The following is a 22,391-nucleotide window of genomic DNA, read 5'->3' as shown; positions in this document are numbered from 1 at the left end:
GCCCTGGCGCTCCGACTGCGCCCGGTATGCCAACTCAACAGGGTGTAGACCGCCGTCGTGCAATGGCCGAAGCGTTGATGAAAGTTGGCCAGCAGGGCACGGGACTGTCTGGTCCCTGGGGTGGTATTGCCTCTGCGCTCGCCGGCGGACTTGCCGGCTGGCAGCAACGCAAGGCAGGTCAAGAGCAGATGGGCGTCGACGATCAGAAGAAGCAGGCCATCGCGAAAGCGCTCGCCGGCCTTGGCGGCGACCCGGCGGCTACTGCTGCCATCCAAGGCTTGCCGATCGAGCAGCAGCAGCAGACCGTCGCGCAGCTAGCAGCGCAGAGGATGAAGCCTCAGGAATTGAAGTGGCAGGATGCCGGCAATGAGCTTGTCGGGACGAATTCGGCCGGCGAAGTCGTTGCCCGTGTTCCAAAGGGAGTTGACCCGGCACTACGAAAAACCGAGTACAAGGACGCCGGTAACAAGTATGTGCCGTTTGATCCGTACGCTCCCAATCAGCAGGAGATCACCAAGAGCGTCACCCCCGACGCTAAGCTCTCAAGCGAGACGTCGAGGGCCAATGCGGGCCTGGCCAGCGAAACCTCACGTGCTAACGCGCAGCTCGCCGCAGAGACTGCCAGAGCCGGTCAGGAAGCCAGCGCCGGAAAGCAGTCACGCCGTGACACGGCAGGGCTCCGCAAGGAGTTCCGCAGCCTTCCATCTGTGAAGGAGTACGAGACGGCTCTGCCGATCATAGAGACGGCACGCAAGGCTCCGGACACCCCCGCTGGAGACCTGCAGGTCATTTACAGCGTGGGTAAGGTGCTAGACCCGAACTCGGTTGTGCGCGAGGGCGAGCTGCAGCTGACTCAGAGTGCCACGCCATTCCTGCAGCAGATGATTGGCAAGGCACGGGCTGAAATCTCAGGACAAGGGCGGCTCACACCAGAGACGCGCAAGAACTTGGTGGACATGCTGGACCAGCGTGTACAGGGCTATCAGCAGGCGTACAGCCGCGACTTTGAAACGTACGGCGGCTATGCCCGGGACATCGGCGCCGACCCTGGCCAGGTCGTTGGAACTCGTCCTGAGACGGCATTCACGCCTGGCGGCTCACCGCCACTTGGCACCACACCGTCTGCCGCTCTAGCCTCGGCGAATGGCGCGCCGCCGGTGCCGCAGCAGGCCGAGATGACGGCGACCGGGCCGAACGGTGAAAAGCTGGTGCTGAGGAACGGGCAGTGGCAACCGCTGCAGTAAATCAGATTCCGGCGCTGCCGCCTGGGTTCAAGCTGGATGAGCCGCAGCAGCCCCAGAGCGCTGGACCACCGCCGCTGCCGCCAGGCTTTGTGCTCGACGATCCGAATGCGCCAGCTCAGCAGCCGTTGCAGACTCCAGAGAGATGGCGCCTCGAGGACGAGCTCAAGCGCAATCTCGCCGCTGCTGATCAGGCTGGAGAAAAACTCAAGCGTACCGAACTCGTTGCCGAGACGGCACGTCCGTTCCTGCGTGGCGCCACCGACCTTGCCGATGGCGTCATATCTCTTCCAAAGCTAGCAGCGGCAGTGCCTGTAGGCGCTCTGAATCTGGCGGGCGCAAATATCCCGTCGCCTCTGGGCTTCTCGTTCAAGCAACTGGGATCGGATGGCGGCAAAGCGCTCGCCCCGCGTAATAGGGCGGAGCGCTACGCCAGTGCCGTCACTCAGGGCTTCGGTGGTGCACTTACCGGCATCGGACTCGGAAGCTTGGCGGCAGGTGCCGGTGGTACGACCGGTGCTGTGGCATCGCAGTTCGCGGCGCAGCCAGCGCTGCAGAGCGTTAGCGCGGTCACTGGAGGCGTTGCAGGTGAGGCGGCGCGCGATTCTGGGGCGGGGCCTATTGGGCAGACCGTCGCCGGAATTCTGGGCGCGATGGCTCCGGGGGCAGCGGCAGCCACAACGCAGAAGGCTGCGGCAGGATTGGCGCGTACACCGGAAGCGCAGCGTTTGCTCGATGCTGGCGTTGATCTGACTCCAGGACAGCTGAACCCTAAAGGTATGTACAACCAGCTCGAGGAGAACGTGAAGTCTCTCCCGGTGGTTGGCCCTATCGTCAGGAACTCCAGAGACAATGCGCAGGCTGGGGTTCAGCGTGCCGCCGTACAGCAAGGTGCCGCACCTGGAACGACGATCAGGCAGTCCGACCAAGCGACGATGCTGGACGACGCCTACCAATCATTTCAGCCGCTCTACGACCAGGCCAAGGGCTTCCCTGTCAGGCCGGTCATCATGAATAACGGACAGAACGTCCCGCTTGATCGTGCGCTTCAAACATCCATAGCGAATCGAGGGATCAGGGCGACTGATGACGACCGCAATGTCGTTCAAAACTTCGTCGATAACGAGCTAACAGCACCGCTATCAACTTCCGATGACCTGCTTCGCATCCGATCGAATGTTCGCGCGGAGGCCAGGGCTGCGGCCGCAGAAGGACAGATCGCGCAGGCGCGGCTCTTCCAGGAAGCAGATGCCGCTATCACGCAGGCACTCGATTCGCAGTTGCCGCCGGATGCGCTGAAGGCATTGCGTACGGCAGACGCGAAGTATGGAGAGTACAAGATCGTCGAGCGGGCCGTTGCGAACTCGAAAGATCGACCCGAAGGCTTCACGCCCAACGACCTTTCCAATGCGGTCGCCACCGGTGGTCGCGGCTCTTCCCAAGGCTCCTATGCACGCGGAGGTGGTGGCCCGCTGCGCCAGCTTGCGGCTGATTCGAGAAAGGTTCTCGACTCTCGCTCACCGCCGACCGGCCAGCGAATCTTGGGACTGTTGGGTGGTGCAGTAACCGCTCCTGTAACGCTCCCGACCGTACTTGGCCTCAGTGGCACCCAAACCGGCCGCCGCATCGCCGCCGGCAACACAGATACGCAACGCGCAATCGCCGCAGCTCTCGCTGGCGTCAAACCAAGACAAGCCACGCGCCAGGGCGCAACAAACGAATTCATCGGCGACCTGACGGACCAAGAGCGCCTCGCCTTGGCCTTCCAGGAAGCGACGCAACGACGCAAGGAGAGACGCTGATGGCCGCCAACCCAGCCCGCGAGCGCGCCCGCCAGCACGTCTCGGAGGAGATCGTATCCGGCCTGCAGGAGCGCATCGCGCAGTGGCAGCAGGAGCGGTCACGCATCGAGGCGGTGATACAGCGCGAGGACCGCAAGCGTGATCGATATGAGTTGCTGGCCGAGTTGATTGCCGCTGCCGAGGCTGAGATTGCCGCAGCGACACAGCGCGCCGTGGGGCCGCGAGTTGACACTGGAGTCTTGCGATGAACCGTTACGCCAAGTTTGCCCTGATCTGCGTCTCCTTCGCCTCAATGCCGCTGCTGATGGCGCCGCGCAATGGGGCAGGGACGTACTCACTGCCCGCCGGCAACCCAGTGGTCAGCGGCACCACGATCTCGAGCACCGTGCACAACAACACGATGTCCGACATCGCAACCGCGCTGACGGCATCGATTTCCAAGGACGGCCAGACCACGCCGACCGCGAACCTGCCAATGGGTGGCTTCAGGCACACCAACGTCGGCAATCCCACCGTGCGCAGCCAGTACGGGACCGTGGATAACATCCAGGACGGTGAGTATGTGGTGCTGAGCTCGGTGGCCGGCACCAATACCGTCACCGCAGCGCTGTCACCCACGCCAACGGCTTACGTGGCCGGTATGCAGGTGGTACTCATCCCGGCGAACACCAACACCGGCGCCACTACCCTCAATATCAGTTCCATCGGCGCGCTGGACGTGCAGAAGTGGGTGAGCGGGGCGCAGTCCAACATCGTGGCCAACGACTTGCGCGTCGGAGTTCCGGCCTACCTCGTACTCGATACCGGCGCAGATGACTGGATCCTGCTGAATCCGAACAGCGGGAATATCGGCGATGTGACGACTGGCACGATGACAGCCACGACGGTCTCATCGACCAACCTCACAGTCACCAACATAAACGGCGTTGCGGCACCCGCTGCGGCGAATCCTTCTGCCACTATCGGGCTGAGTGCTGTGAATGGCTCTGCAACGAGCTTCATGCGCTCGGACGGCGCGCCAGCGCTTTCACAGTCGATTGCGCCGACGTGGACTGCTCACCACATCTTCAGCAACAGCTGGTCATCGGGGAATCCGGGAGCGGCTACGGTGTCGGCAGCGGTGCCATTTCTTGAGCTAGATGAATCTGATGCCGCTGCAGATAACCGGCGCTGGTCATTCAACATGAGGGCAAGCGAACAGTTCCTATTTCAGCTATCAAACGACGCACGAAATTCTTTCGGCACGGTCTTCAGCGTTGACCGCACGGGCACTACCGTGGATCAGGTTACTTTCCCGACCGAGGGAAGCCGAGCTTTTGTCATCGGCACGGCAGGGACTACGATCAACAGCGCGCGCGCTCAGATTCGCACCACTTCGGCTGCTGCCTCGCTCCAGGTATCCAATGCCACATCCAACCAGTACACCATCGTTAGCAATAACGAAGCTGGGAGCGGCGACAATCAGCATCTGGTATTCACTGAGGGCGCCACCATCCGCGGCAGCATCGACTACAACCGCGCCGGCGCGGCTATACGGTATAACACCACTTCAGATGCTCGCCTGAAGAAGAACTTCAAATCAGCTCCTAGCGCTCGGCCCGTCATCGACTGCATTTTGGTTGAGTCCTTCGACTGGCGTGAAGGTGGAGAGCGCGTGAATCATGGTTTAGTCGCCCAGCGCCTGAACAAGTGCGCTCCATATGCGGTCAGTAAGGGTGATGTTTGGCAGATCGAGAAGGCCGCGCTGGTGCCCGCGCTGATCAAGTACGTCCAGGAGCAGGACGATCGTATCTCTAGGCTGGAGCGGCGACTTGAAAGGCTTCATTGAGAGCGTCCGATGAGCGACCTAGAAGACCGCCGCCGCGAGGCTCCCGATGGACCGGAAGACGACATGAGACAGGACGTGCACGTGGAGCAGCTCATTATCCCTTGGACCACCAAGCTGTCTCTTGGCGGGTTACTGGCGGTAGTCGCCGGTCTCGTCACGTGGAATCTCATCACCACGCTTGCCATTCAGGAGAGCCAGGCCAACGACAAGCGGGAGCTGTGGATAGAGATCGGCAAGCTCCAGGCGATGGATGCAGTCGTGGATGTACGATTGCGCTCGCTCGAATCCCGAGCTGAGAGGCAAGAAAAATGAACCTGGTGCCAGAGCAGACGAAGGTGGAAGCGGGCGGCAGCTACGCGAAGGCCGAGCTCAACGATCGCACACCGCTATGGGTCGGCATCCTTGCATGGGGCGTGGCGATGTTATCGCTGGGGCTTTCATGGTGGGCGATCGACAAAGCCAATGCCGCCGAGACACAGCTTCTGCTGCTCCGCGAGGATATTCGGCAAATGACCATCGAACAGGCACGGGAGAAGTAATGGCAGACCAGCACGCGATCATCATCATTCGTCGAAGCTTTACACGGATGCGCGAAGCCGTTGCAGCAGCCTGGCGCTGGCTGGTCGGATGAGACACTTCAAGCACGCCGAATTCGCGTGCCGCCATTGTGGTGAGAACCGCATGGACCCGGTGTTTCTGATGGACGTGGATGAACTCAGGCACCGCTTCGGCAAGCCGCTGGTGGTGAGCTCTGGATACCGCTGCCCGGCGCACAACTCGCGCGTCTCTAGCACGGGGAGCGACGGGCCTCACACCACGGGATTCGCCGTGGACTTCGCGGTAGACCGTGGCGCCGCCGTCGAGTTGCTGCAGATCGCCCTGTCGATGGGCTTCACCGGTATCGGCGTCAATCAGAAGGGCGGCGGCCGGTTCTTGCACCTGGACAAACTGCCTAATGCGCCTGGGCAGCCAAGACCAACGATTTGGAGCTACTGATGAACGCAGTTGTCGAGCAGAAGCGAACCCCGGTGCAGCGCAAGGTCGCTGTTGGCGCCGCGGTGGGCGGGGCAGTCTCCGTTATCGTCTGGGCGTTGGATGCGTTCGCGGGCATCAAGGTCAGCGGAGAGGCTGCTGTGGGCCTGAGCACCGCACTTACCTTCGTAGCACAGTACTTCGTCCCGAACCAGGAGCTCGCCGAGTGATGTTTCTCGCCAGGTATTGGCGCGTACTGGCGGTCGCCTCTGCCATTGGCGCAATCCTCTACGGCATCCAACTCGCCCTCGACAACGCAGAGCAGCGCGGCTACGACCGCGCCACAGCCGAGGGCAAGGCCGCCATCGCCGCCCTAGACGCTGCCACGGCCGCGCGTGAAGCCGAGGAGCGAGAGATCAGCCGGACCCACGATGTTGCTTACCAGGAGAAAAGCCGTGCTCTACAGAGCCAGATTGACCGCCTTACCGCTCGCACTGTTGACATTGGCCGGCTGCGCGGCTGCGCCGATCGCGGTAGTGCCGCGGCAACAAGCCAAGCCAGTTCCACCCCCGTCACTGATGGAGCCGCCGGGCGAGCAATCGATGATTTGCCGGCTGGCGGAGATCATCGAGGCGGACTGGGGCTGCAGCTCATCAGGTACGCCGCAGCCTGCGAGCGGCAACGGCAACAACTGATAGGCCTGCAATCCTGGGTCAGCGATGTGCTGGAACCGACACACACACGGCCTTGACCCTCACGCCCATCCCTTTGGTTGCCTCACCGCCCTCAAGAAACGCCACCATCACCTTGCCGGCGTTCTCGCATCGCTCGCGGGTGGGAAACCGGCCTGAGCTCGATGCCTGACCGGTGGTACTGGTCGCGCCGATGCGCAGCTCCCATTCGACAGGCTGGGCGGTGGCGGCGGTGAGGATGAGCGCGGTAAGCATGGCTGGATGCTATCCGCTCACCTGCCGCCGGTCTGTCGGTCGGAAGACATAGGAGGGTATAAGACATGCCAGCCTTTTCGGATGATATCGCTTCGCCTCCATAGCGATCCGGCGCCGAAGCCGGCTGCAAAAGCGAATGCCGCGATTATGATCTCAATCATTTCCCCTCCCTCGGCCACCGCTCAATATCGATCTGGCCGTAGATCTCTTTCAGGTCTCGGATGGTATCGTTGAGCGCGTCGTGGAGCTGTTTGGGCGTGGGGTTTCGGATGTGCTCCACGCGTATCGCGATGCGCTCCTCGAGCCAGTCAATGTCTATCAGCTTACCGGGCATTGATGCTCGACCCAGTACCTTCCCTCGCACCTCGGACAGTAGCAGTTCATCACGGCTCTCGCCGCTTGCAGCTCCCGCAGCGCGGTGGCCGTATCCGCATGACGCTCCACGGTCTTGCGCATTGCGCCTGCCATGGATATGGCCGAGTGATCTGCGATCAAATCCGCGAGCCTCTCATCCGATATCTGCGTCATGGGGACTTCGCCTCAAGCGCGAGCACCTTCAGGCATTTGCCGCACTGATGCCATTCGCAGCCACCGCCAGTATGCTTGTGGGTAAGTGTCTTGGTGTGGCAAAACGGGCACACGCCAAGTTCAGCTACTGTCTGCTGTAGAGGCGTGAAAGTCTTGAGCTGAAAATTCATAGGTCCAATATTCATTTGCCCTCACTTCCGAAACAACCTCTCAATCCCCCGCTGCACCTCAAGCATCTTCTCCGCCTCCGCCAGCTCCCGCTTGGCACCCTTCGTATCCCCGGCATCCAGCAGCCGCTTGGCAGCTAGCACATGAACCTCGAGTTCCCGCTGCGCATCGATGTGCGCTCGAATCGCGTCGATGATGTCGGGAGGGAGGGGCACAGGGGGAGGTTACGCCTATCGCCATCGCCAATCCCAGCGCGCACGACGATCCTGAAACTCCAGGTTGTCCTTGTAGCGCATGTATCCCAAGGGAACGCACATGTAGTTGCGCAACCAGTAGACCCGCTCTCGGGTGCTCACGGCGCCACCCACGGGGTGGTGGGCTGGCAAGGGGCATCACCGAGCTGGTGACAAGTCTCCAAGTAATCATCCACGGCATCTACGAAAGCCAACGCCAGTCCATCTATGCTGTCCGATGAGTACGTGACGACATCCTGGATGTGCAGCACGCGGCCGTGCCAGCAGTCATCGTCTCGCTCAACCGAGCCATGGTAGTCGAGATATTCCATGGAAGCGCCCACCCGCTGGCCACCGGTGGTGGGGGAGGTCATGGGGACACCGGAGCGATGATTTGGAGCTTGCTCTTCTTCGGCCTTTGTGCCGTCCGCCACGGACCCCACGTCTGACAGCCGTCGCATGAATAGCTGATCTGGCCGTAGCGTTTGCACTTCCAGATCTTGGAAGAACCGCAGTTGGGGCAGCCAAGTGTGCTGGCCACTTGCTGGCCAGTCTTGGTGGGGAAGGGAGGGGCGTCAGGCTGCATCTTGTTTCACCTCGATGAATTCGACGAGATTGCCATCGGTGAATTTGGCGCGGTAGCGAGGCAAGCGCTGCCCTCCCCCGGTCAGATATAGGTATCCGTGCCAGTTCTGATCGACGTCGGCCCTGTCAATGACCCGGCGCATCGAGCCGCACAAGTGCATGATGCCTTTCTCCAGCGGGTAGCGCCGCTCGTTCCATGGGACGTCCTCCATGTGCCACTCATCGCCGATCAGCCGGCGGTTTATGATCCGGTACTGGCTCATGTACTGGTCCGGGGTATCCTTGCACTGGTATTCCACGCCCTCGTGGATCACGTAATCGAACATCCCCATGCTAGAATTCCTCGTGTGCCCAAATTTGTACTGCACACAGTCGAAAAACGGCACAAAAGGTCACATTCCAGTTCACTACTGCACTACGGAAAGACGCTAACGCCTGAATCGACAAAGGATTTTCACAGCGCCGGGGTAGCTCAGCTGGTAGAGCAACGCATTCGTAATGCGAATTGCTACAGAATAATAAGCTAGAAATTAAGCTATTTCCCGTCATTCCCGCCGCTTCCTGTGCCATTCCTTGTACGACGGTTGTCCGCGAACTGCGCGTAATCCGTTGGGCTGATGTGCCCATATCGGTCCACCAGCCTGGTATCTGACCAGCCCGCCAGCTCCTTGATGGCCGTTGCTGGCGTGCCCGCAAGCTTGTGCCACGCGGCCCAGGTATGGCGAAGGTCATGCAGCCGCAGCCCGGGGAAGCCAGCCCGCCTGCAGGCCTTACCCCAACAGGTCTTGAGTGAGCGCACTGGCGCGCGCCCGAGCTGGTCTGTGAACACGTATTCGCGATGCACGCCGCGTTGCTGCTCGAGCACCTCGAGCGCATCCGGTGGCAGCGGGAAACCGACAGCCCGCTTGCCCTTGAACTCGGAGGCTGCGATGCGGAATACCTTGGCTTCGAGGTCGACGTCCTCCCAGCGCAGCCGGAAGACGTTGCTTGCGCGGGCGCCGGTCGCGACAGAGAACCGGGTGATCTGCTTGGCGTGGTCTGGGAGCTCGCGCCACAAGGCCTCGAACTGCTCAGGCGTGATCCAGCGCGGGGCGGATTTCTCGACATGGAGGGCGGCTACTTTGGGGGCGTGCTGGAGCCATCCCCAGCGGACGGCAGCGGAAAGAACAGATGTCGCAACCGCCATGATTCGGTTGACCGTTCCGGGTCTGCGGCCGTCACTAAGACTCGCCTGTCCCGCGGCGAGCAGCGGACCGTCAATGTCGCCAAGAGCTTTCCCTCCCAGAAAACTCTCAAGGGCGTCGAAACCCTCTCGGTCGCGGTCAAGTGAACGCTTGTGGGCTTTCTCCTTGAGCCAGCGCTCTTTCGCGTCTTCCCAGGTGTGGATGACTTCGCCAAGTTCCTGCTCCTTCCAGATCTGATCTCTCAGCCGCCGTTCAAATTCTTCCGCAAGCGCCTTGCTAGCAGTGCCACACGAGACACGGACCTGCCGTTTCCTGATGGTGAACTTGCACCACCAGGTCGCTCCGGGCTTCTTACTGCGTTTGTACAGCACTGTTGGTGTCTCAATAGTTGTTGTTCATCGAAGCGCCAGAATTTCCCCATCTTGATTGCCGGCAGCTGACCAGTGCGCGCCCACTCACGAACCGTGGACGGCTCCACCGAGTAGCGCGCGGCAACTTGCTCGACAGTCAGGATGCTCATCCGCCCGCCGCCTCCCTCTCAATAGAAGATACAAATTCTTGGCATTCGATCTGATGTGGTCGCGTCGGGCCGACAAGATCATTGATTGATGCGGCGACAGATCGGCAGTACTCGACTAGCGGCTCGTAATGAAAGTGACGCATACCTTCACATGCCGCTATGTGACAGGCATGCTGAAGGCAGTACATTCCTGGTGGATAACCTGTTGCCATCTCTCACCCCTCCCGCTCGCCTGACTTGCCCACAGCCTCAGATGACACGAGTATCAATCTCGCGCATCTGGGTGCAACGCCAGCCTTCCGGGTTCTTCATATCGCGACCAGCCTGCTTCTTTGCCTTCGCTACGGCTGCCTCGTCTGTTGAGGCCTTGACGATGTAGTCCATCTCGGCGCCGTCATCGTTGCGCACCCTGATGTCATATGTTCTCACTTGGTATTCTCCTGTTGGTTGCCCACCGCCTCCGCGATCAGCGGGGCGAGTTCTTCGGGTATCGGCGGTGGTTCGTAGTTTCGGTAATTAGCGGCCTGTTCCCATTCAACATGCAGCCACCGCACCGCCTCCAGCAGCAGGCGCTCGCGCTCCAGCAAGTTCTGGTGGTTGATCTCGGTGACAATCAACTCCTCGGCGCGCTCCTCGAATGGGATCTGCGGCTGATCTTCGTCGCGAGCAATGCAGTCTTCCATCGCTTCGATCTGCAGCCGAAGCAGCGATTCGCCCCGCTCCAACTCCGCCACGCGTTCGCGCAGGCGGGCGAGTTCGGCGTCTACTTCTGCGGTTTCGTACACCTCGGTGTCGCCGGTAAACTCATAAGCCTTGTATTTCTCGATCACTTTGCACCTCGGGCTGCTGCAAGAACACGGTCAACCTCTGCCAGCACCGGGCGGCGAAGATCCTGGCTGCTCCAATCGACAGGGGACATCTGACGGACCGAATACAGAGCCTCCCTCAGCCCCGCGTTCTCGGCGGCGAGGCGCTCACATTCTGCTCGATATATCTCAAGTGATACTTTGAATTCGCCCGACTCCTGCTCCAGCTGCGCGGTGCGGGCGCGGAGTTGCTCGATCTGCTCGGCGTGCTTCCGCTGGTAGCAGGCAATCGCCGATGCCGCAATCGCTTCGCCGTCTCTCTCGGTGAGTTCAGCCATTGCCGCTCTCCTGCTCCTTGTCTCTCGACTTGGAGAATGCGGCTAGGGCATCAATCGCAATCCCGCACGCTTCATGAAGCGGCGAGCATTCCGCGGTTGCCGGGCACATCTCTCCGATTCGGCGAAGCGCATCCCGCAGCCATGCGTTTTCTGCCGAAAGGCGAGATATTTCTCGCTCCGCTTCTCTAAGGCGATCTTGCAGGCTTATCGCAAGAGGCTCGAAAAGCTTGTCATTCGAATCTGAATTATTCATTTCGAATTTCCCGGTTTCATTCCGTTAGCAATCCGACAGTCGCCCGCGTGCGCGTATGGCCATGGCGACAGGCATTCATTGCAGCCTGCGCTTTCCTTCTGCTCCCCCTGCGGCTGGGCGCGACGCTGCTGTTCCTCGGCTGCAATGCGCGCGTTGTCGTCGATGTGGCCTTGGCACAGCGCGCTCCCCGGCGCTGGATTGCCGTCGCAGTCCTCGTACGCGCAGAACTTGATAGTCCAAGGACTACCGGGATCAATCTTTGCCTGCGGCTGGGCGAGGGCCTCGCAGTCAGCGCAGATGCAATTGTTAGAGTGACCCTTAGTGCGCTTCAGTGCGGCGACCATCGTGCGCAGCGCGGCGTTCTGCAGCTGTAGATCCCGAATAAGGGCCTGCGCATCACACGGTGCCATTGCTGTTCTCCGTAGGCTGGGCGAGGGCGGCGACGCACCTCTCGTATATGGCACCGCCCACTACTGCCAGCGCAGCGATCTGGCGAATTTCGTTCTGCAACTGCCGCTCGCGCTCCTGGGATTGCTTGTACAGCTCGAAAGTCCTCAGCCAGTTGTTGTGCTTCTCGTTCAGCTGCTCCCTCAACCCCCGCATCTCCGCCACCATCACGTCATGAGCGTTACGGAACCGGGCGCAGTCTTGGGCGAGGGTGTCGTGGGCGCAGAAAAGCTCATCGAATCTGCCATTGATGGTCGTCATCATCTCCTGCATATATGGCGAAAGCTTCAGGCCTTTGGCTTCAGATACGGCCCTGCGAATCGACTCGACCGCCTCATTCCGCTCCACCTCCACCGGCTTGCGCAGCTCCTCAATGTCAAGAATCTCGTTGCTGATCACGAAGGCATCGTGTTGCGAGTAACCGCGTTTCACCAGGAGCACGTACAGCTGCTCGACGATGTCTGACACCGGCTTGCGCAGCTCGGCGAGCTCCAACTGCAGGTCTCGTATCTGGAGCGCGTGCGCTTGCTCTCGCTTGATATATGCCGCAACGTTGAAGTCCTGAGTGGATAGCTTCTCGCGCAGCTCGGCGATGGTCGCGTAGCGCTGAGCCAGATCGTCCTGGAGGCGCAGGATCTCTTTGCTCTGGAGCTGGAGCTGGGCGTCGCGCTGGCGGATGGCTTGCAGAAGCAGTGTCACATGCCACTCTGCATGTATAGGCACCATCCCGTCGCAATACAAAATACGTTCAGGCGGAATATCCCGACGCTTCTCATTGCTGGGCCAGTCAAAGCGCAACCTTGCATACTCGGCGGAGATCGCCTGGATCTGCTCGTCTGTGATCTTCTCGCTCATACAGCCTCCTTTGCCCGCTCCGCCGCCCGGCGATAGCGAGACTCCTGCTGCATCTGCTCGCCGCAGTAGGCGCGTGCGAAATCTGCTGCAGCCTTCGCGTCTTGCTCAGTCGAGAAGCCGATGCCCTGGTATCCGTACAGGAACCATTCGCCGTTGTAGTCGCGTCGTGGGGTTAGTGGATTCATGGTTCAACTTTCAGTTTCGGAGGTTGACGATATTCACCGCGACAGATCGCGTACCAGCGGATGGCGCTGCGCTGCCGAGTCTCGAGCTTGTCGAACACCGCGAAGTACAGGTCGTGCTTGTCCCGAAGTTCCAGGTGGATCGCGTAGCACTTCGCGCACAGTTCTTCCTCGGTGAGTCCAGCTTTGAAGGCATCCAGGAAGCGCGCCACATACTCATTTCTCTCGTACTCATCGAATTCTATAGTCCCGCGAGGTGATAGGTAGGCGGTGTCTTCCTGGATGATCTTCATGCATCAGAACGGGATCGAATCGAGCGAATCATCCAACGGCGCCGCATGTGGTGCTACCGCGAGGCTGTTAGGACCATCAAGTTTTTTGCGACGATCCTTGATCGGATTGGCCAGAATGGTGGCTACGATCTTGTCGAGCTTCTCCGGCTTGGTCGCCTGTGCCAGGATCTCACTCGCCATGAAACCGGTATTGGCTTCGAACACAGCGGCGATCGTCATTCGGTCCTGATCCTCGCCATTGTCGTCACGAGTTGAAAGCTCGCGCTGGAGCACCAGCCCGATCTTCTTGCCCATGAGCGCCGGATAGCCCTCGGCGCTGGCCTTTACCATCCGTCGTTCGTTGTTGTCCCATACATCGAATTCAATGGGACCTTCGACAGCCTCTCTTACCTTCGCGCAACACAGGATGGCATTGACTATGCTATTCCCCATGAGGGCTTTACCAGCGGCGTTGACGGTATAAACATCGAGGTAGTTAGCCGTCGCGCCATCCTCGGTCTTTACAGAGAAGCCAACGCCCTCGGTGCCGCGCTTACTCAATAGCTTCTGAGCACGAGTGATGGTGCAAATGTACTTGCCGGTATCCCGGATCACTGATGAGAAGTTGTCGGCCTTGCGGGCTTCGTTTGCGTTCAGTGTCAAAGGCATTTAAGTCTCCAGTTCAAGCAGCTTGTGAAATCTCGTAGTAGGTAGTGATGGCGGCATCCACAGCCGCCAGATCGTTATCGATGTGCTCTTCCTCGAACATCGACATAGGCGTCTTAACCGTATCTGATCCACTGTTGCGGGTGCTGAACACGTAACGACCGTTGATCACCTGGGTGCGCAGCACGATTGTGATGAGGCCTTCCACAGTGATCTTTTCATCCAGGAGCTTGCCGATCGTCTTGGCTTTGACCTGGCCGGTTTCTGTCGTGTCAGTGTGCGAGATCAGATAGACACGCTTGCTGGCGTCGAGCTCGCTAGCGGCCATCAGCACGTCATAGTAGTGGCGGGCCATTTCAGTGAACTTGGCGTATCCGGTCTCATGCGCTCGCGCCATGAACTCTGTTGCCAGCAGGTACTGCAGGTCATCCACTACGATCACAGGCTTGACGGTCTTCTTCATTGCTTCGCAAATCTGATCGCTGCGATTACGTACAAGGATGTTTCCGCCGTCTTTAGTGACGGGTTTCCATTCCTTGTTGCGGAATGGCAGGGGCTTCGGAATCACCTGAATTAGCAGGGTTTGCGAGGGGTTCATGTTTCGGAGACTGGCAGACTTGCCAGTCCCCGATTGACCTAGAATCATTGTCGCGACGCTCATAAGTTCGTTTAGCTCCTAAGTTCTTTCAGGTGGTATCATAGAAATCTATGCAACGCTCGGCGGCTCAGGTTGATTCGGCCGCAGCTGCACGACTTTACGGATTCGAGCGGCCTCCTCATCGATCATGCTGGCGATACGCTCAAGCCAGCAGTGCATCTGCGTGTTAGGCACCGTCTCAGGCAACCGGCTCTGAGCATCGATGAGATATTCGCGAATCGCTCTGGCATCGGTGACTTTCTGCTTAGTCGTGATGGTGACGTAGGTCATGAGCTTCGGCCCTTCCAAGCCTTGATGATCGTTGCGATGCCTTCTGCAAATGCGCTTATCAACCACACGATTCCCAGGAAAACCAATATCCCGTTGCTGGTCGCGTATTCAAAGAATTGAGTCATAGGCCATGAAACTCCATGCACCGCACCAGCCGCACCGTGGAGGCCTGCAGGCGCAGGGTGCTTTTCTTGCTGGCCACCAGCGCCCGCCCAAGAGCATCGCTCGCCATGTTCATGCACTGCGCTGAGCGGTTGAGCGTCTGCCGGAATGACAGCAGGCGCTTGCGCAGCTGGTGGTCGAATTCGAGGGGAGTCATTTCGGCGGCTCCGGCAACGGCATCCAGTGAGTAGCGCTACCGTGGTAGGACATGTTTGAGATGCCCTGAGAATTTCTCGGCCAGCCATGGGATGCATAGCCGCACTCAATACCGTATGGCCCATAGAGAATGACTTTGACGTTGCTTGGCGCTTCATCAATATCTCGCCATTCCCCTGTTGGTTCGCCGCTCCGCCCCTGCGCCTCCGTCAGCTTGCGGTGCAACTCGATGCGAGTTTCGACGTGCTCTCTGAGTTGGCGCTTCAGGCCATCGATCTCTGAAGTAGCCCACTGCTGCTGCTCTTTCAGGTTTTGCTCAAGCTCCGGGATCTTGCGGAGGAGGGCGGCCACAAGCTTCAGCTCCTCTTTCATCTCTGCAGGTATCGATGCGACGTTTGCAAAGTGCTCCACCACTCCGACCACCCGCTCCGCATCCTCGAGCTTCACGTCAGTCATGGCCGAATCCTCTTTCGAAAATCAATAACCAGCTTGCCGTAGCTGTCTAGCCTGGCGACGGCAACGTGGCTAGCCTGATCCTTGCGCATTCCGACGGGCGTGCAGCGCTGGTGGCCGTTCCAGCGCTCTTCGACGCGCATGTTGTCGCGGCTTGTGTGGCAGAACTGAGCGTCCCTGGGATCTTTCCAGGTCGCGCCAACTACACTCGGCAGCCCAGGCTGATGGAAAAAGTTTGTCCAAGTGACGCTCACGACCGCTCCTCGTCTGTTGAAACCCCAAGATAGATCTCGTACAGCCTGCGAAGCCTCGCAGCGATGATCCGGTAGCGAGCCGCCGAGCCAGGCTTGCCGTCTCGCTCTTCGAGCTCCGCGCAGCGCTCGCACTCGTCGGCCATGGCGGGCGTGGTCTCTAGTTCGGCGTCTGTCATATAAGGTCCTCAAGGCCGAGCGAATCCACATACCGCACGTCGGCCGAGTCCTCATCCTCCGCATCGCACTCCAACAGCTCGCGCAGGTCACGGTAGGCATCCCACTCATCCGCGCCGTGGCCGATAGGCAGGCCGAGGTCATAGTCCTCCTCGGTGCAGTGCCACTCACCCATGCAGTCTTGCCAGGTCACCACGCGCACCGTTTCGCCATTGGCAAGAGCCATGAAGTGCGGCACCTTCTCGCTTGAGTCATCGGCGCCTGGCGATGACTGCTGTTGTGGGCCCGCGTCGGTCGGCGCCGGGTCTAGGGGGGCGAGGGCGTGGAGAGTGGAGGCCAGGGCGTTCATACACCCACCAAAAGTTCGTTAACGAGAGGGATGGCGATCAGGGCGAGGGCGGTGATCATGTCTTCCTCAGCTTGTTGCTGAGTTCCATCACTGCACAAACTGCCTCTGCTGTTTCGTGCTCCAGGAATCCAACCTTGAGCCTCCCGGCCCCGCTGTGAGGATCGGACACGTCTCTAGGCTGAGCTAAGATGATTCCCGGTCTGCCAATTTGGGCTTCCGCTTTCGCATGCTCAAAGAGCTGCTTAAGCTGTGCCAGCTGCTTGCTACTCAGATCAAGAAACACGGTTTCTGGGTGTTCGCTCACGTGAATCTCCTCATCGCGTGTGAAGTCCACGGCAGCGCCTCACCCTGCACCGTGCGCACGATTCCCTGCAGGCGGCCGCGGCGAATCAGGCGGACACCGCGTTGTTGAAAAGTCAGGCGCCAGAGGCCGGCGGCTCGCTCGATGACGTCGGCGTATGGTTGGCGGTTACGCATTGGAGCCGGCTCGACGGAATGGGATCACTTTCGCCGAATCGCGCTTGGCCGCGGGCTTCTGGAATGGAAGCTGAACAATCGGCTGACGCCGCTTCGGTACGCTCAGAAAGACCACCTTGAAATCGGATTTGTAGTTCATGCTTCCTCCGGTGCGGCCAGGCGCGCAAAGTCTTCTTGGGCTTCTTGTGGGGTCGGGAACCACTTCGAGCACTTCATCCACTTGCCGGTACGCGCATCCTTCTGGTGTACAGCGAAGCCACTGTCGTGGTCTTCGTTGAAGCACTGACGCACGGCGAAATTGGTGAGCAGGATGTGGGCGGGGATCATGACTGCACCCCATTCCTAATTGAGTTTGCCGCCAACTCTGACTTCCGGACTTCGACGCCTGGGAATGGCAACTGGTCAGTCAGCCCTTTGGTGATTGCATCCCTCGCCCAGCTCGGCAGGTGCTTGTAGTGAGGCAGCAGCGCTGAGACTCCCAAGTGCGCCATCTGTTGGCCGATAGACCGAAAGTACTTGGCGCTCATCACAGCACCCCCTGCAGCGCTCGCAGCACGCCGCCAATCGCCATCAGGTAGCCGCCGCACATCACTAGGGCGAGGCCGATTTCGCGGTGGAGGGCGTTACTCATCGGAGTCTTCCTCTGAGAGCGAAAAGGCCTCGATGCTGACGCCAGTCTCACAACCCAGGAGGACGATGGACGTGCTGAACTCGCCGTGCAGGCATCGAGACTCGACTTGGATGTCGCCGTACAGGTCCTGCTGCTCGCGGAGTTTTTCTATAAGGGCAGAGATCTTCACAGCTGCCTCCCCTGCGCCACGCAGTCGTATTGAGAGAAGGGGCGGATGCCCAGGCGGTGGTTCTCTTTGATGGCCCAGCCGTGGCCGACGATGGTCAGAACCTGGTAGGCACGGCGAGCCAGTGACCATCTCTCAGAGCGCTGGGCCTTGTGGTCCAGCCACGTGCCGAGTGCCCAGTGGCCGGCGATGTACAGCGCGTTGGTCAGGAGCACCGTTGTGTGCGAGGGCTGATCGGATCCAAAGGCCAGCGAGGCGAGGTTGTTGCCTTCCCTGAGGCAGTCCGGTGCGCCGGCTATGGTCACCGTCTGCGCCGTGTCGAGCAGCATCAGGCCGGTCATGAAGACCTGCATGTTCCGGCCGCCCTCGGTCTTGAAGCCGAGCATCGGTGCCTTGTGCGGGCGCTCGGCCGGCAGCTGGTGAGCGACGGTGGGGTTGGCCTGGAGATAGGCAGCTACGTTGCCCTCGACGTCCTTGAGGTCGGCGCGGGCGGCCATGCCGATCATCGAGCCGATGCACAGCAGGAGCAGCAGAGTGCGGGCTACGCACGCTTGAAACTCGACGTACCGACGGCGGGCGCGGCGCTCGAGCTCCTCGGCAATCTGGTCGAGCTCCTGGAGCTGAGTCTCAAGGATCGAGGAATACGGGTACTCCGCGATACGCCGCTGCAGGTCACCCTGGGCGCGCCGTAGCGTATCGGCTGAGAGGGCGGAGAGGAGGATCTGACTCGGCATCTGCTTTCCCCATCGGAGGTGATGGGGAGGGAGATTACCCGGGGGTAAAGCGACCGTCAATACCCGCAGGTAAAGTTTTTGAGCAAAAAAAGCCCGGCTCTTGGCCGGGCGGTATAACCAGTTGAACGGGAATCTAGTGACGCAGGTTCGCTATAGCGTTCGAGATCTCTTCGAGTTGTAATTCCAGCTTCCGGATCCTGCTGTTTATGTCCCAGCCGACCAGAACCACTAGGATCGCGATGAACCAAAGCATCATTGTGTCGCCGGCTGTACAGTCGGCGCTCCTTTGCAAGCGATGATCAACGTGCGGTTTATGACCGACCCAGCGGTGAGGGTGCTGGGGTTAGCGGTCACCAGCACGCCACCATCAGTTGAAGAAGTGAAGGTGTCGTATCCACGCTCCTTGCATATGCCTCCCGCCTTCTTGAAGCACCCGGCCCAGCTGTTCGCGAGACCATCGCAGCTGATCGAGAATGCCTCGCGGCCATCCGGAGCATAAGTCTTGCTTGCGAAGGTGCAGCCGCTAACCAGCGCCACGGCTCCCAGCGCGATTACGATTCTTTGATACATTCGCTTCTCCCTGTTTCTTTTTTCGTACGGGGCGACTCGGAACAATCTCCCGGGTGGCCAGCCCGACCATGTAGGTCGAAAGCAGCTCATCTGCCTTGCGCTTCGCGCTATCTGACAACCGCTCGTAAGTCTCCGGAGGAACACTAAAGGGCCAGTATTTTTGCCCTTTAGAATCATCATTCTCGGTATTTGGGTTGCTCATCCACCCGGGCATTTTCCCCATGACTGCCTCGAGCTCTGTGGCCATATCGCCACTGATTGGCTTGATGCCCTTGCGCATCCTGCTCACATAGCTCTCGCTTAAGGGAGCCGCGCCCGGCGCGCGGGCGGCTGTGACACGCTCCGCCAAAGCAACCGCGCTGCCAGCTTGCTCGATAAGAAGTTCGAGTTTTTTGCGCCTGATGGCAGCTAGATCATTTTCCATCCGGCAATGGTAGGCGTCTTTACTCCAAGGTAAATTCCCCTGGGGTATTGACATCGCTTTACCCAAGGGTAAAGTCAGCCCGATGGAAGAACTTCGCTCGTACCTCAACTCGCTCTCCGTATCCGAGCAAGAGTCATTTGCATCGAGATGCGGAACTTCGCTCGCGTATCTCCGAAAGGGAATCTCTAAGGGGCACAAATTTGGCCCAGATTTGGTGATTGCCTTTGAGCGAGAGTCGGGTGGGGAGGTGACCTGCGAGTCTATCCGCCCTGACGTTGACTGGGCGTACCTGCGTAACTCGGTGATGCGGCCCAACGCATCCACAACGCCTCTGACTTGAGGCAGCCTCGACATGCTCTCCCCCTCCCATCAAATCAGTCCATCCTTCGTGGACTTTCTGTGTAGTCCGATTCCTTCGAGTGGACGCTGCTCCAGTCGTCGCATGTCGGCAACATCGGACAATACTCATGTCTCTCGTGAGGGTTCTTTCACTTTGTCGCGCAATCCGCGGGAAAGGTTGCATGTGCATTGCAACAGGTTAAGGGAATCCCTGACACGCGGGCACCTGTACGAAGGTATCAATTCAGGAAATGACTGCAGTGCGAGTGTCATCTGGACGACACATGGCAGCTGTGAATCCGCAGCCGGCCCGGTGGACATGGGTTATGTCCGTCCTCAGACGGTTCTGACAGCGATCTCAGGGAATCCCGTAGTTTATTTGACCTCGCGAAAGTCGCTGGGCTGCACTCAAGCGCAAGCGCAACGCCTATCCAACTGTTCCAGTTCCGAGGAGGTGATGCCTCATGCCACGCGGACCACTGAGTCCCTACGACGCATCTGTGAGTCACCGCGGCGCGCGCATGCGGTAACAACACGCGCTGATGTTGAACAACCGAATTCGAGAGCCGGAGAGCAGAGGAGGGTCACGGCCTATCTGGGCACGAACTGTCACGTCGTCCCGGCTATCGATCCATTCAATGCTGCCCGCCACCAGCTTCGGATCACTGGTGGAAGTAGCCGAGCTCAATGTCCGAGAAGGGCTCAGGTGAAAGTCACTTCAGTTGGCCGGGTGGCGCCATCCCCCTGCGTGCAAGCCCCTCGCTCATCGAGCGCTTGCACCTTCGCAGCTGGGACGAACGGCTGCGCTTTCTATAACGAGGTGGGCGCGTGAGAAAGCTCACCGACATCCAGCTGCGAATGCTCCGCTACCTCGATAGCGGCATGAGCTCGGAAGAGATCTCGAACCTGACCATGACCAACCCGAGCACGGTCAGGAATCACATCAGCCGGATCATGAAGAAGTCTCGCTGCCGATCTCTATTCCAGCTCGGCAGATGGGCCATGCGCAATGGGTATCTCCAAGTCGATACAAAAACGGTCACAGACCGGGAGTTGCGGGTATGAACAAGGGCGCAAAGCAGACCGTGTATCGAGAAACGCTGAAACCCGTGGATCTCAGCCCAAAGCTCAAAGAGATGCTCCGTCTTCTCGCCGCCGGCAAGACAACGCACCAATGCGCGCCTTTGCTAGGAATCACTGAGCGCAGCTCTGAGTGCTATCGCCAGAAGATCATGGAGCTCACCGGTTGTCGCACGCCTGTAACTCTCGGTGTTTGGGCCGCTCAGCACGGCTACGCCCCTAGCGATAAATCCTAAGGGGTAATTGTTGAGAGATATTTTCAGCCGTGTATAACACTCACCGATGAACCACTCAGAAGTCATCTGCCGCAGCTCTCCAGGCTATTTCGACCTGGCGTACGCCCTCGAGATGGCGGCCACCTGCAAGCGGCTCTCTGGTTTCGACTTCCGGCCGTACTACTGCCGCTGCTGCACCAAGTACCACCTGAAGACCAAGAAGCAGAAGGAGCGGGTGTGAAAATCTACATCAGCGGACCCATCACCGGGATTCCCGATGGCAACAGACGCGCTTTCTCAATGGCCTCGATGCAACTCGACATCGCCGGCCACGAATCTGTCAGCCCGCATAACAACGGCCTACCGGCTGATGCGTCGTGGCAAGAGCATATGCGTGCCGATATTAGGATACTGATGGATTGTGAAGGCATGGCCTTATTGCCCGGTTGGCGCCAAAGCAAAGGCGCACAGATCGAAAGAGACCTTGCCCTGAGCGTTGGCATTGTCGTGAAGCCGCTTGAAGAGTGGTTGCCATGACCGCCCCCTGGTGGCTCTACCGCCTAATCGTGCGCTGGCGCTCCTGGCGCAACATGGGCGCTCTGCTCAATCGCCGCGTCGAGGTCGAGAACGCACTGCTGGACGCATACAAGACCGGAAAGGGCATCGATGCCGAGCAGTGCCGACTGCTGGCGTACAAGCTGGGAGTGCCGCAGCAATGAGTCATCTCAAGAAGATACTCACGAGCGTCATTCTGGGCGCCAGAGACGGCTTTGCCATTTCGGGCTTCGTGATCACCATCCTGTGTGTCCTGGCCACGTGTGCAGGCTGCGCAGCTCGCCCAGCCCCGACCGCCTACCGCATCGAGCTCGAGGTCTACGTCCGTGACCCGCAAGCCCTGTGCCGGCGCGCCTGGGACATCGCGGTGCCACGGTTTGGGCTGTCAGTGGCCGAGGCTGTGACGATGACGCGCGGGGAGTTTGTGGCTTCGAAATGCCTGGCTGTTGTTTATCAGACAGCTGCCGTCGATGAAGTGGTGAGCGCTGGGATTCACGTCAAGGAGATATTGCAGTGAGCAGATCTGGCTATTCAGATGACTTGGATGTTCTCCAGCTCGGTCGCTGGCGCGGGATCATTCGAAGCGCTAGCAAGGGGCAGCGCGGCCAGGCTTTCTTTCGCTCATTGGTCGAGGCCTTGGATGCCATGCCAGACAAACGTCTGGGCAAGGATGACATGGTAGATGACAGCGGCTGCATGTGTAGCTTGGCTGCTCTCGCCAAGCACCGCGGCAGTGATCCTGATCGCCTGAACCCTTACGACTACAAGTCTTTGGGCCAAGAATTCAACATCGCTCATCAGCTCGCGCGGGAAGTCATGTACCACAATGACCAGGGCACATGGAAACGTGAGACGCCCGAGGATCGCTGGTTGCGTATGCGTAACTGGGCCGCGGAG

The 22,391-nt window shown here is 59.6% G+C and carries 41 protein-coding genes and 1 tRNA gene; 16 read left to right on the top strand and 26 right to left on the bottom strand.

Annotation, left to right across the window (positions count from 1 at the left end; genetic code table 11):
* The first annotated feature begins 62 nt into the window (after positions 1-62).
* From VEC57_20970 to VEC57_20930, 9 genes are all read left to right on the top strand, one after another.
* Positions 63-1,244, top strand: a complete 1,182-nt coding sequence (locus VEC57_20970; GenBank protein HYC01616.1) for a hypothetical protein — start codon at positions 63-65, stop codon at positions 1,242-1,244.
* Positions 1,226-3,043 (top strand): hypothetical protein, encoded by a 1,818-nt coding sequence (locus VEC57_20965; protein HYC01615.1) that lies wholly within the window; start codon positions 1,226-1,228, stop codon positions 3,041-3,043. Before VEC57_20970 ends, VEC57_20965 begins: the two co-directional genes overlap by 19 nt.
* Entirely contained in the window at positions 3,043-3,291 is a 249-nt protein-coding gene (locus VEC57_20960) for a hypothetical protein (GenBank protein ID HYC01614.1), read from the top strand. Before VEC57_20965 ends, VEC57_20960 begins: the two co-directional genes overlap by 1 nt.
* Entirely contained in the window at positions 3,288-4,871 is a 1,584-nt protein-coding gene (locus VEC57_20955) for a tail fiber domain-containing protein (GenBank protein ID HYC01613.1), read from the top strand. The genes VEC57_20960 and VEC57_20955 overlap by 4 nt, the downstream gene beginning before the upstream one ends.
* A 9-nt stretch (positions 4,872-4,880) precedes the next feature.
* Positions 4,881-5,183 carry a hypothetical protein gene (locus VEC57_20950; protein HYC01612.1) on the top strand — a complete coding sequence of 101 codons (303 nt, stop codon included), beginning with the start codon at positions 4,881-4,883 and terminating at the stop codon, positions 5,181-5,183.
* Positions 5,180-5,410 carry a hypothetical protein gene (locus VEC57_20945; protein HYC01611.1) on the top strand — a complete coding sequence of 77 codons (231 nt, stop codon included), beginning with the start codon at positions 5,180-5,182 and terminating at the stop codon, positions 5,408-5,410. The genes VEC57_20950 and VEC57_20945 overlap by 4 nt, the downstream gene beginning before the upstream one ends.
* 88 nt (positions 5,411-5,498) lie before the next feature.
* The gene (locus tag VEC57_20940) at positions 5,499-5,867 is read left to right on the top strand and encodes a D-Ala-D-Ala carboxypeptidase family metallohydrolase (GenBank protein HYC01610.1); all 369 of its coding nucleotides are present in this window, start codon (positions 5,499-5,501) and stop codon (positions 5,865-5,867) included.
* The gene (locus VEC57_20935; protein ID HYC01609.1) at positions 5,867-6,073 is read left to right on the top strand and encodes a hypothetical protein; all 207 of its coding nucleotides are present in this window, start codon (positions 5,867-5,869) and stop codon (positions 6,071-6,073) included. The genes VEC57_20940 and VEC57_20935 overlap by 1 nt, the downstream gene beginning before the upstream one ends.
* On the top strand, positions 6,070-6,594 hold the full coding sequence (locus VEC57_20930; GenBank protein HYC01608.1) for a hypothetical protein: 525 nt from the start codon (positions 6,070-6,072) through the stop codon (positions 6,592-6,594). The genes VEC57_20935 and VEC57_20930 overlap by 4 nt, the downstream gene beginning before the upstream one ends.
* Here the strand turns inward: VEC57_20930 and VEC57_20925 are convergent.
* The 5 genes from VEC57_20925 to VEC57_20905 all read right to left on the bottom strand — a co-directional run bounded on the left by VEC57_20925 (position 6,557) and on the right by VEC57_20905 (position 8,636).
* On the bottom strand, positions 6,557-6,790 hold the full coding sequence (locus VEC57_20925) for a hypothetical protein (protein ID HYC01607.1): 234 nt from the start codon (positions 6,788-6,790) through the stop codon (positions 6,557-6,559). The two genes, VEC57_20930 and VEC57_20925, sit on opposite strands and share 38 nt — an antisense overlap.
* A gap of 157 nt (positions 6,791-6,947) precedes the next feature.
* Positions 6,948-7,124, bottom strand: coding sequence for a hypothetical protein (locus VEC57_20920; protein ID HYC01606.1), 177 nt, complete (start codon positions 7,122-7,124; stop codon positions 6,948-6,950).
* A 385-nt stretch (positions 7,125-7,509) separates the two neighbouring features.
* Complete coding sequence (locus VEC57_20915; protein HYC01605.1) at positions 7,510-7,701, bottom strand: hypothetical protein; 192 nt, start codon at positions 7,699-7,701, stop codon at positions 7,510-7,512.
* 137 nt (positions 7,702-7,838) lie between these two features.
* The gene (locus VEC57_20910) at positions 7,839-8,153 is read right to left on the bottom strand and encodes a hypothetical protein (GenBank protein HYC01604.1); all 315 of its coding nucleotides are present in this window, start codon (positions 8,151-8,153) and stop codon (positions 7,839-7,841) included.
* Between the two features lie 141 nt (positions 8,154-8,294).
* Positions 8,295-8,636, bottom strand: coding sequence for a hypothetical protein (locus VEC57_20905; GenBank protein HYC01603.1), 342 nt, complete (start codon positions 8,634-8,636; stop codon positions 8,295-8,297).
* Positions 8,637-8,765: 129 nt separating this feature from the next.
* On the opposite strand from VEC57_20905, the gene VEC57_20900 reads away from it, so the two are divergent.
* Positions 8,766-8,852: transfer RNA gene (locus VEC57_20900), tRNA-Thr, on the top strand.
* On the opposite strand, the gene VEC57_20895 is transcribed toward VEC57_20900, so the two are convergent.
* The 21 genes from VEC57_20895 to VEC57_20795 all read right to left on the bottom strand — a co-directional run bounded on the left by VEC57_20895 (position 8,840) and on the right by VEC57_20795 (position 19,413).
* Positions 8,840-9,859 carry a site-specific integrase gene (locus VEC57_20895; protein HYC01602.1) on the bottom strand — a complete coding sequence of 340 codons (1,020 nt, stop codon included), beginning with the start codon at positions 9,857-9,859 and terminating at the stop codon, positions 8,840-8,842. The genes VEC57_20900 and VEC57_20895 overlap by 13 nt on opposite strands.
* Positions 9,860-10,257: 398 nt before the next feature.
* Positions 10,258-10,392, bottom strand: coding sequence for a hypothetical protein (locus VEC57_20890; GenBank protein HYC01601.1), 135 nt, complete (start codon positions 10,390-10,392; stop codon positions 10,258-10,260).
* Positions 10,393-10,433: 41 nt separating this feature from the next.
* Positions 10,434-10,838 (bottom strand): hypothetical protein, encoded by a 405-nt coding sequence (locus VEC57_20885; GenBank protein HYC01600.1) that lies wholly within the window; start codon positions 10,836-10,838, stop codon positions 10,434-10,436.
* A complete protein-coding gene (locus VEC57_20880; protein ID HYC01599.1) occupies positions 10,835-11,152 on the bottom strand; it encodes a hypothetical protein in 318 nt (105 codons plus the stop codon). The genes VEC57_20885 and VEC57_20880 overlap by 4 nt, the downstream gene beginning before the upstream one ends.
* 249 nt (positions 11,153-11,401) lie before the next feature.
* Positions 11,402-11,815 carry a hypothetical protein gene (locus tag VEC57_20875; protein ID HYC01598.1) on the bottom strand — a complete coding sequence of 138 codons (414 nt, stop codon included), beginning with the start codon at positions 11,813-11,815 and terminating at the stop codon, positions 11,402-11,404.
* Positions 11,802-12,707: a hypothetical protein gene (locus tag VEC57_20870; protein ID HYC01597.1), complete on the bottom strand. Its 906-nt coding sequence runs from the start codon at positions 12,705-12,707 to the stop codon at positions 11,802-11,804. Before VEC57_20870 ends, VEC57_20875 begins: the two co-directional genes overlap by 14 nt.
* Positions 12,704-12,892, bottom strand: a complete 189-nt coding sequence (locus tag VEC57_20865; GenBank protein HYC01596.1) for a hypothetical protein — start codon at positions 12,890-12,892, stop codon at positions 12,704-12,706. Before VEC57_20865 ends, VEC57_20870 begins: the two co-directional genes overlap by 4 nt.
* Positions 12,889-13,182 (bottom strand): hypothetical protein, encoded by a 294-nt coding sequence (locus VEC57_20860; GenBank protein HYC01595.1) that lies wholly within the window; start codon positions 13,180-13,182, stop codon positions 12,889-12,891. Before VEC57_20860 ends, VEC57_20865 begins: the two co-directional genes overlap by 4 nt.
* Positions 13,183-13,185: 3 nt before the next feature.
* Complete coding sequence (locus tag VEC57_20855; GenBank protein HYC01594.1) at positions 13,186-13,830, bottom strand: hypothetical protein; 645 nt, start codon at positions 13,828-13,830, stop codon at positions 13,186-13,188.
* Positions 13,831-13,843: 13 nt separating this feature from the next.
* The gene (locus tag VEC57_20850; GenBank protein ID HYC01593.1) at positions 13,844-14,488 is read right to left on the bottom strand and encodes a hypothetical protein; all 645 of its coding nucleotides are present in this window, start codon (positions 14,486-14,488) and stop codon (positions 13,844-13,846) included.
* A gap of 45 nt (positions 14,489-14,533) precedes the next feature.
* Positions 14,534-14,755, bottom strand: coding sequence for a hypothetical protein (locus VEC57_20845; GenBank protein HYC01592.1), 222 nt, complete (start codon positions 14,753-14,755; stop codon positions 14,534-14,536).
* Between the two features lie 121 nt (positions 14,756-14,876).
* The gene (locus VEC57_20840) at positions 14,877-15,074 is read right to left on the bottom strand and encodes a hypothetical protein (protein ID HYC01591.1); all 198 of its coding nucleotides are present in this window, start codon (positions 15,072-15,074) and stop codon (positions 14,877-14,879) included.
* Positions 15,071-15,529 (bottom strand): DUF551 domain-containing protein, encoded by a 459-nt coding sequence (locus tag VEC57_20835; GenBank protein HYC01590.1) that lies wholly within the window; start codon positions 15,527-15,529, stop codon positions 15,071-15,073. The genes VEC57_20840 and VEC57_20835 overlap by 4 nt, the downstream gene beginning before the upstream one ends.
* Positions 15,526-15,780 (bottom strand): hypothetical protein, encoded by a 255-nt coding sequence (locus tag VEC57_20830; protein ID HYC01589.1) that lies wholly within the window; start codon positions 15,778-15,780, stop codon positions 15,526-15,528. Before VEC57_20830 ends, VEC57_20835 begins: the two co-directional genes overlap by 4 nt.
* Positions 15,777-15,956, bottom strand: a complete 180-nt coding sequence (locus tag VEC57_20825) for a hypothetical protein (protein HYC01588.1) — start codon at positions 15,954-15,956, stop codon at positions 15,777-15,779. The genes VEC57_20830 and VEC57_20825 overlap by 4 nt, the downstream gene beginning before the upstream one ends.
* Positions 15,953-16,303: a hypothetical protein gene (locus VEC57_20820; protein ID HYC01587.1), complete on the bottom strand. Its 351-nt coding sequence runs from the start codon at positions 16,301-16,303 to the stop codon at positions 15,953-15,955. The genes VEC57_20825 and VEC57_20820 overlap by 4 nt, the downstream gene beginning before the upstream one ends.
* A gap of 55 nt (positions 16,304-16,358) precedes the next feature.
* Positions 16,359-16,607, bottom strand: coding sequence for a hypothetical protein (locus tag VEC57_20815; GenBank protein ID HYC01586.1), 249 nt, complete (start codon positions 16,605-16,607; stop codon positions 16,359-16,361).
* 165 nt (positions 16,608-16,772) lie between these two features.
* Complete coding sequence (locus VEC57_20810) at positions 16,773-16,919, bottom strand: hypothetical protein (protein ID HYC01585.1); 147 nt, start codon at positions 16,917-16,919, stop codon at positions 16,773-16,775.
* Complete coding sequence (locus VEC57_20805; GenBank protein ID HYC01584.1) at positions 16,916-17,107, bottom strand: hypothetical protein; 192 nt, start codon at positions 17,105-17,107, stop codon at positions 16,916-16,918. Before VEC57_20805 ends, VEC57_20810 begins: the two co-directional genes overlap by 4 nt.
* A gap of 469 nt (positions 17,108-17,576) precedes the next feature.
* Entirely contained in the window at positions 17,577-18,311 is a 735-nt protein-coding gene (locus tag VEC57_20800; GenBank protein ID HYC01583.1) for a hypothetical protein, read from the bottom strand.
* A 523-nt stretch (positions 18,312-18,834) separates the two neighbouring features.
* Entirely contained in the window at positions 18,835-19,413 is a 579-nt protein-coding gene (locus tag VEC57_20795; protein HYC01582.1) for a hypothetical protein, read from the bottom strand.
* Between the two features lie 1,059 nt (positions 19,414-20,472).
* On the opposite strand from VEC57_20795, the gene VEC57_20790 reads away from it, so the two are divergent.
* The 6 genes from VEC57_20790 to VEC57_20765 all read left to right on the top strand — a co-directional run.
* Positions 20,473-20,709, top strand: a complete 237-nt coding sequence (locus VEC57_20790) for a helix-turn-helix transcriptional regulator (protein HYC01581.1) — start codon at positions 20,473-20,475, stop codon at positions 20,707-20,709.
* A gap of 297 nt (positions 20,710-21,006) precedes the next feature.
* Positions 21,007-21,180 (top strand): hypothetical protein, encoded by a 174-nt coding sequence (locus tag VEC57_20785; GenBank protein HYC01580.1) that lies wholly within the window; start codon positions 21,007-21,009, stop codon positions 21,178-21,180.
* On the top strand, positions 21,177-21,476 hold the full coding sequence (locus tag VEC57_20780; GenBank protein HYC01579.1) for a DUF4406 domain-containing protein: 300 nt from the start codon (positions 21,177-21,179) through the stop codon (positions 21,474-21,476). Before VEC57_20785 ends, VEC57_20780 begins: the two co-directional genes overlap by 4 nt.
* The gene (locus VEC57_20775) at positions 21,473-21,658 is read left to right on the top strand and encodes a hypothetical protein (protein HYC01578.1); all 186 of its coding nucleotides are present in this window, start codon (positions 21,473-21,475) and stop codon (positions 21,656-21,658) included. The genes VEC57_20780 and VEC57_20775 overlap by 4 nt, the downstream gene beginning before the upstream one ends.
* Positions 21,655-22,011 (top strand): hypothetical protein, encoded by a 357-nt coding sequence (locus VEC57_20770; protein ID HYC01577.1) that lies wholly within the window; start codon positions 21,655-21,657, stop codon positions 22,009-22,011. Before VEC57_20775 ends, VEC57_20770 begins: the two co-directional genes overlap by 4 nt.
* Positions 22,008-22,391, top strand: a 384-nt coding sequence (locus tag VEC57_20765) for a hypothetical protein (protein ID HYC01576.1), incomplete at its 3' end; no start/stop codon positions are given. The genes VEC57_20770 and VEC57_20765, both read left to right, overlap by 4 nt.

This window comes from Candidatus Limnocylindrales bacterium (genome assembly GCA_035626395.1).
In the GTDB taxonomy this organism is placed as follows: Bacteria; Desulfobacterota; Binatia; order UBA1149; family CAITLU01; genus DASPNH01.
This window is presented reverse-complemented; position numbering and strand designations above follow the sequence as displayed.

Excerpts from the sequence above, each read along its gene's own strand:
- VEC57_20970 (HYC01616.1), top strand. The coding sequence starts at position 63 with ATGGCCGAAGCGTTGATGAAAGTTGGCCAGCAGGGCACGGGACTGTCT.
- VEC57_20960 (HYC01614.1), top strand. The coding sequence starts at position 3,043 with ATGGCCGCCAACCCAGCCCGCGAGCGCGCCCGCCAGCACGTCTCGGAG.
- VEC57_20955 (HYC01613.1), top strand. The coding sequence starts at position 3,288 with ATGAACCGTTACGCCAAGTTTGCCCTGATCTGCGTCTCCTTCGCCTCA.
- VEC57_20950 (HYC01612.1), top strand. The coding sequence starts at position 4,881 with ATGAGCGACCTAGAAGACCGCCGCCGCGAGGCTCCCGATGGACCGGAA.
- VEC57_20945 (HYC01611.1), top strand. The coding sequence starts at position 5,180 with ATGAACCTGGTGCCAGAGCAGACGAAGGTGGAAGCGGGCGGCAGCTAC.
- VEC57_20940 (HYC01610.1), top strand. The coding sequence starts at position 5,499 with ATGAGACACTTCAAGCACGCCGAATTCGCGTGCCGCCATTGTGGTGAG.
- VEC57_20935 (HYC01609.1), top strand. The coding sequence starts at position 5,867 with ATGAACGCAGTTGTCGAGCAGAAGCGAACCCCGGTGCAGCGCAAGGTC.
- VEC57_20925 (HYC01607.1), bottom strand. The coding sequence starts at position 6,790 with ATGCTTACCGCGCTCATCCTCACCGCCGCCACCGCCCAGCCTGTCGAA.
- VEC57_20920 (HYC01606.1), bottom strand. The coding sequence starts at position 7,124 with ATGCCCGGTAAGCTGATAGACATTGACTGGCTCGAGGAGCGCATCGCG.
- VEC57_20905 (HYC01603.1), bottom strand. The coding sequence starts at position 8,636 with ATGGGGATGTTCGATTACGTGATCCACGAGGGCGTGGAATACCAGTGC.
- VEC57_20890 (HYC01601.1), bottom strand. The coding sequence starts at position 10,392 with ATGGACTACATCGTCAAGGCCTCAACAGACGAGGCAGCCGTAGCGAAG.
- VEC57_20880 (HYC01599.1), bottom strand. The coding sequence starts at position 11,152 with ATGGCTGAACTCACCGAGAGAGACGGCGAAGCGATTGCGGCATCGGCG.
- VEC57_20875 (HYC01598.1), bottom strand. The coding sequence starts at position 11,815 with ATGGCACCGTGTGATGCGCAGGCCCTTATTCGGGATCTACAGCTGCAG.
- VEC57_20870 (HYC01597.1), bottom strand. The coding sequence starts at position 12,707 with ATGAGCGAGAAGATCACAGACGAGCAGATCCAGGCGATCTCCGCCGAG.
- VEC57_20865 (HYC01596.1), bottom strand. The coding sequence starts at position 12,892 with ATGAATCCACTAACCCCACGACGCGACTACAACGGCGAATGGTTCCTG.
- VEC57_20860 (HYC01595.1), bottom strand. The coding sequence starts at position 13,182 with ATGAAGATCATCCAGGAAGACACCGCCTACCTATCACCTCGCGGGACT.
- VEC57_20855 (HYC01594.1), bottom strand. The coding sequence starts at position 13,830 with ATGCCTTTGACACTGAACGCAAACGAAGCCCGCAAGGCCGACAACTTC.
- VEC57_20850 (HYC01593.1), bottom strand. The coding sequence starts at position 14,488 with ATGAGCGTCGCGACAATGATTCTAGGTCAATCGGGGACTGGCAAGTCT.
- VEC57_20845 (HYC01592.1), bottom strand. The coding sequence starts at position 14,755 with ATGACCTACGTCACCATCACGACTAAGCAGAAAGTCACCGATGCCAGA.
- VEC57_20840 (HYC01591.1), bottom strand. The coding sequence starts at position 15,074 with ATGACTCCCCTCGAATTCGACCACCAGCTGCGCAAGCGCCTGCTGTCA.
- VEC57_20835 (HYC01590.1), bottom strand. The coding sequence starts at position 15,529 with ATGACTGACGTGAAGCTCGAGGATGCGGAGCGGGTGGTCGGAGTGGTG.
- VEC57_20825 (HYC01588.1), bottom strand. The coding sequence starts at position 15,956 with ATGACAGACGCCGAACTAGAGACCACGCCCGCCATGGCCGACGAGTGC.
- VEC57_20820 (HYC01587.1), bottom strand. The coding sequence starts at position 16,303 with ATGAACGCCCTGGCCTCCACTCTCCACGCCCTCGCCCCCCTAGACCCG.
- VEC57_20810 (HYC01585.1), bottom strand. The coding sequence starts at position 16,919 with ATGAACTACAAATCCGATTTCAAGGTGGTCTTTCTGAGCGTACCGAAG.
- VEC57_20805 (HYC01584.1), bottom strand. The coding sequence starts at position 17,107 with ATGATCCCCGCCCACATCCTGCTCACCAATTTCGCCGTGCGTCAGTGC.
- VEC57_20800 (HYC01583.1), bottom strand. The coding sequence starts at position 18,311 with ATGCCGAGTCAGATCCTCCTCTCCGCCCTCTCAGCCGATACGCTACGG.
- VEC57_20785 (HYC01580.1), top strand. The coding sequence starts at position 21,007 with ATGAACCACTCAGAAGTCATCTGCCGCAGCTCTCCAGGCTATTTCGAC.
- VEC57_20775 (HYC01578.1), top strand. The coding sequence starts at position 21,473 with ATGACCGCCCCCTGGTGGCTCTACCGCCTAATCGTGCGCTGGCGCTCC.
- VEC57_20770 (HYC01577.1), top strand. The coding sequence starts at position 21,655 with ATGAGTCATCTCAAGAAGATACTCACGAGCGTCATTCTGGGCGCCAGA.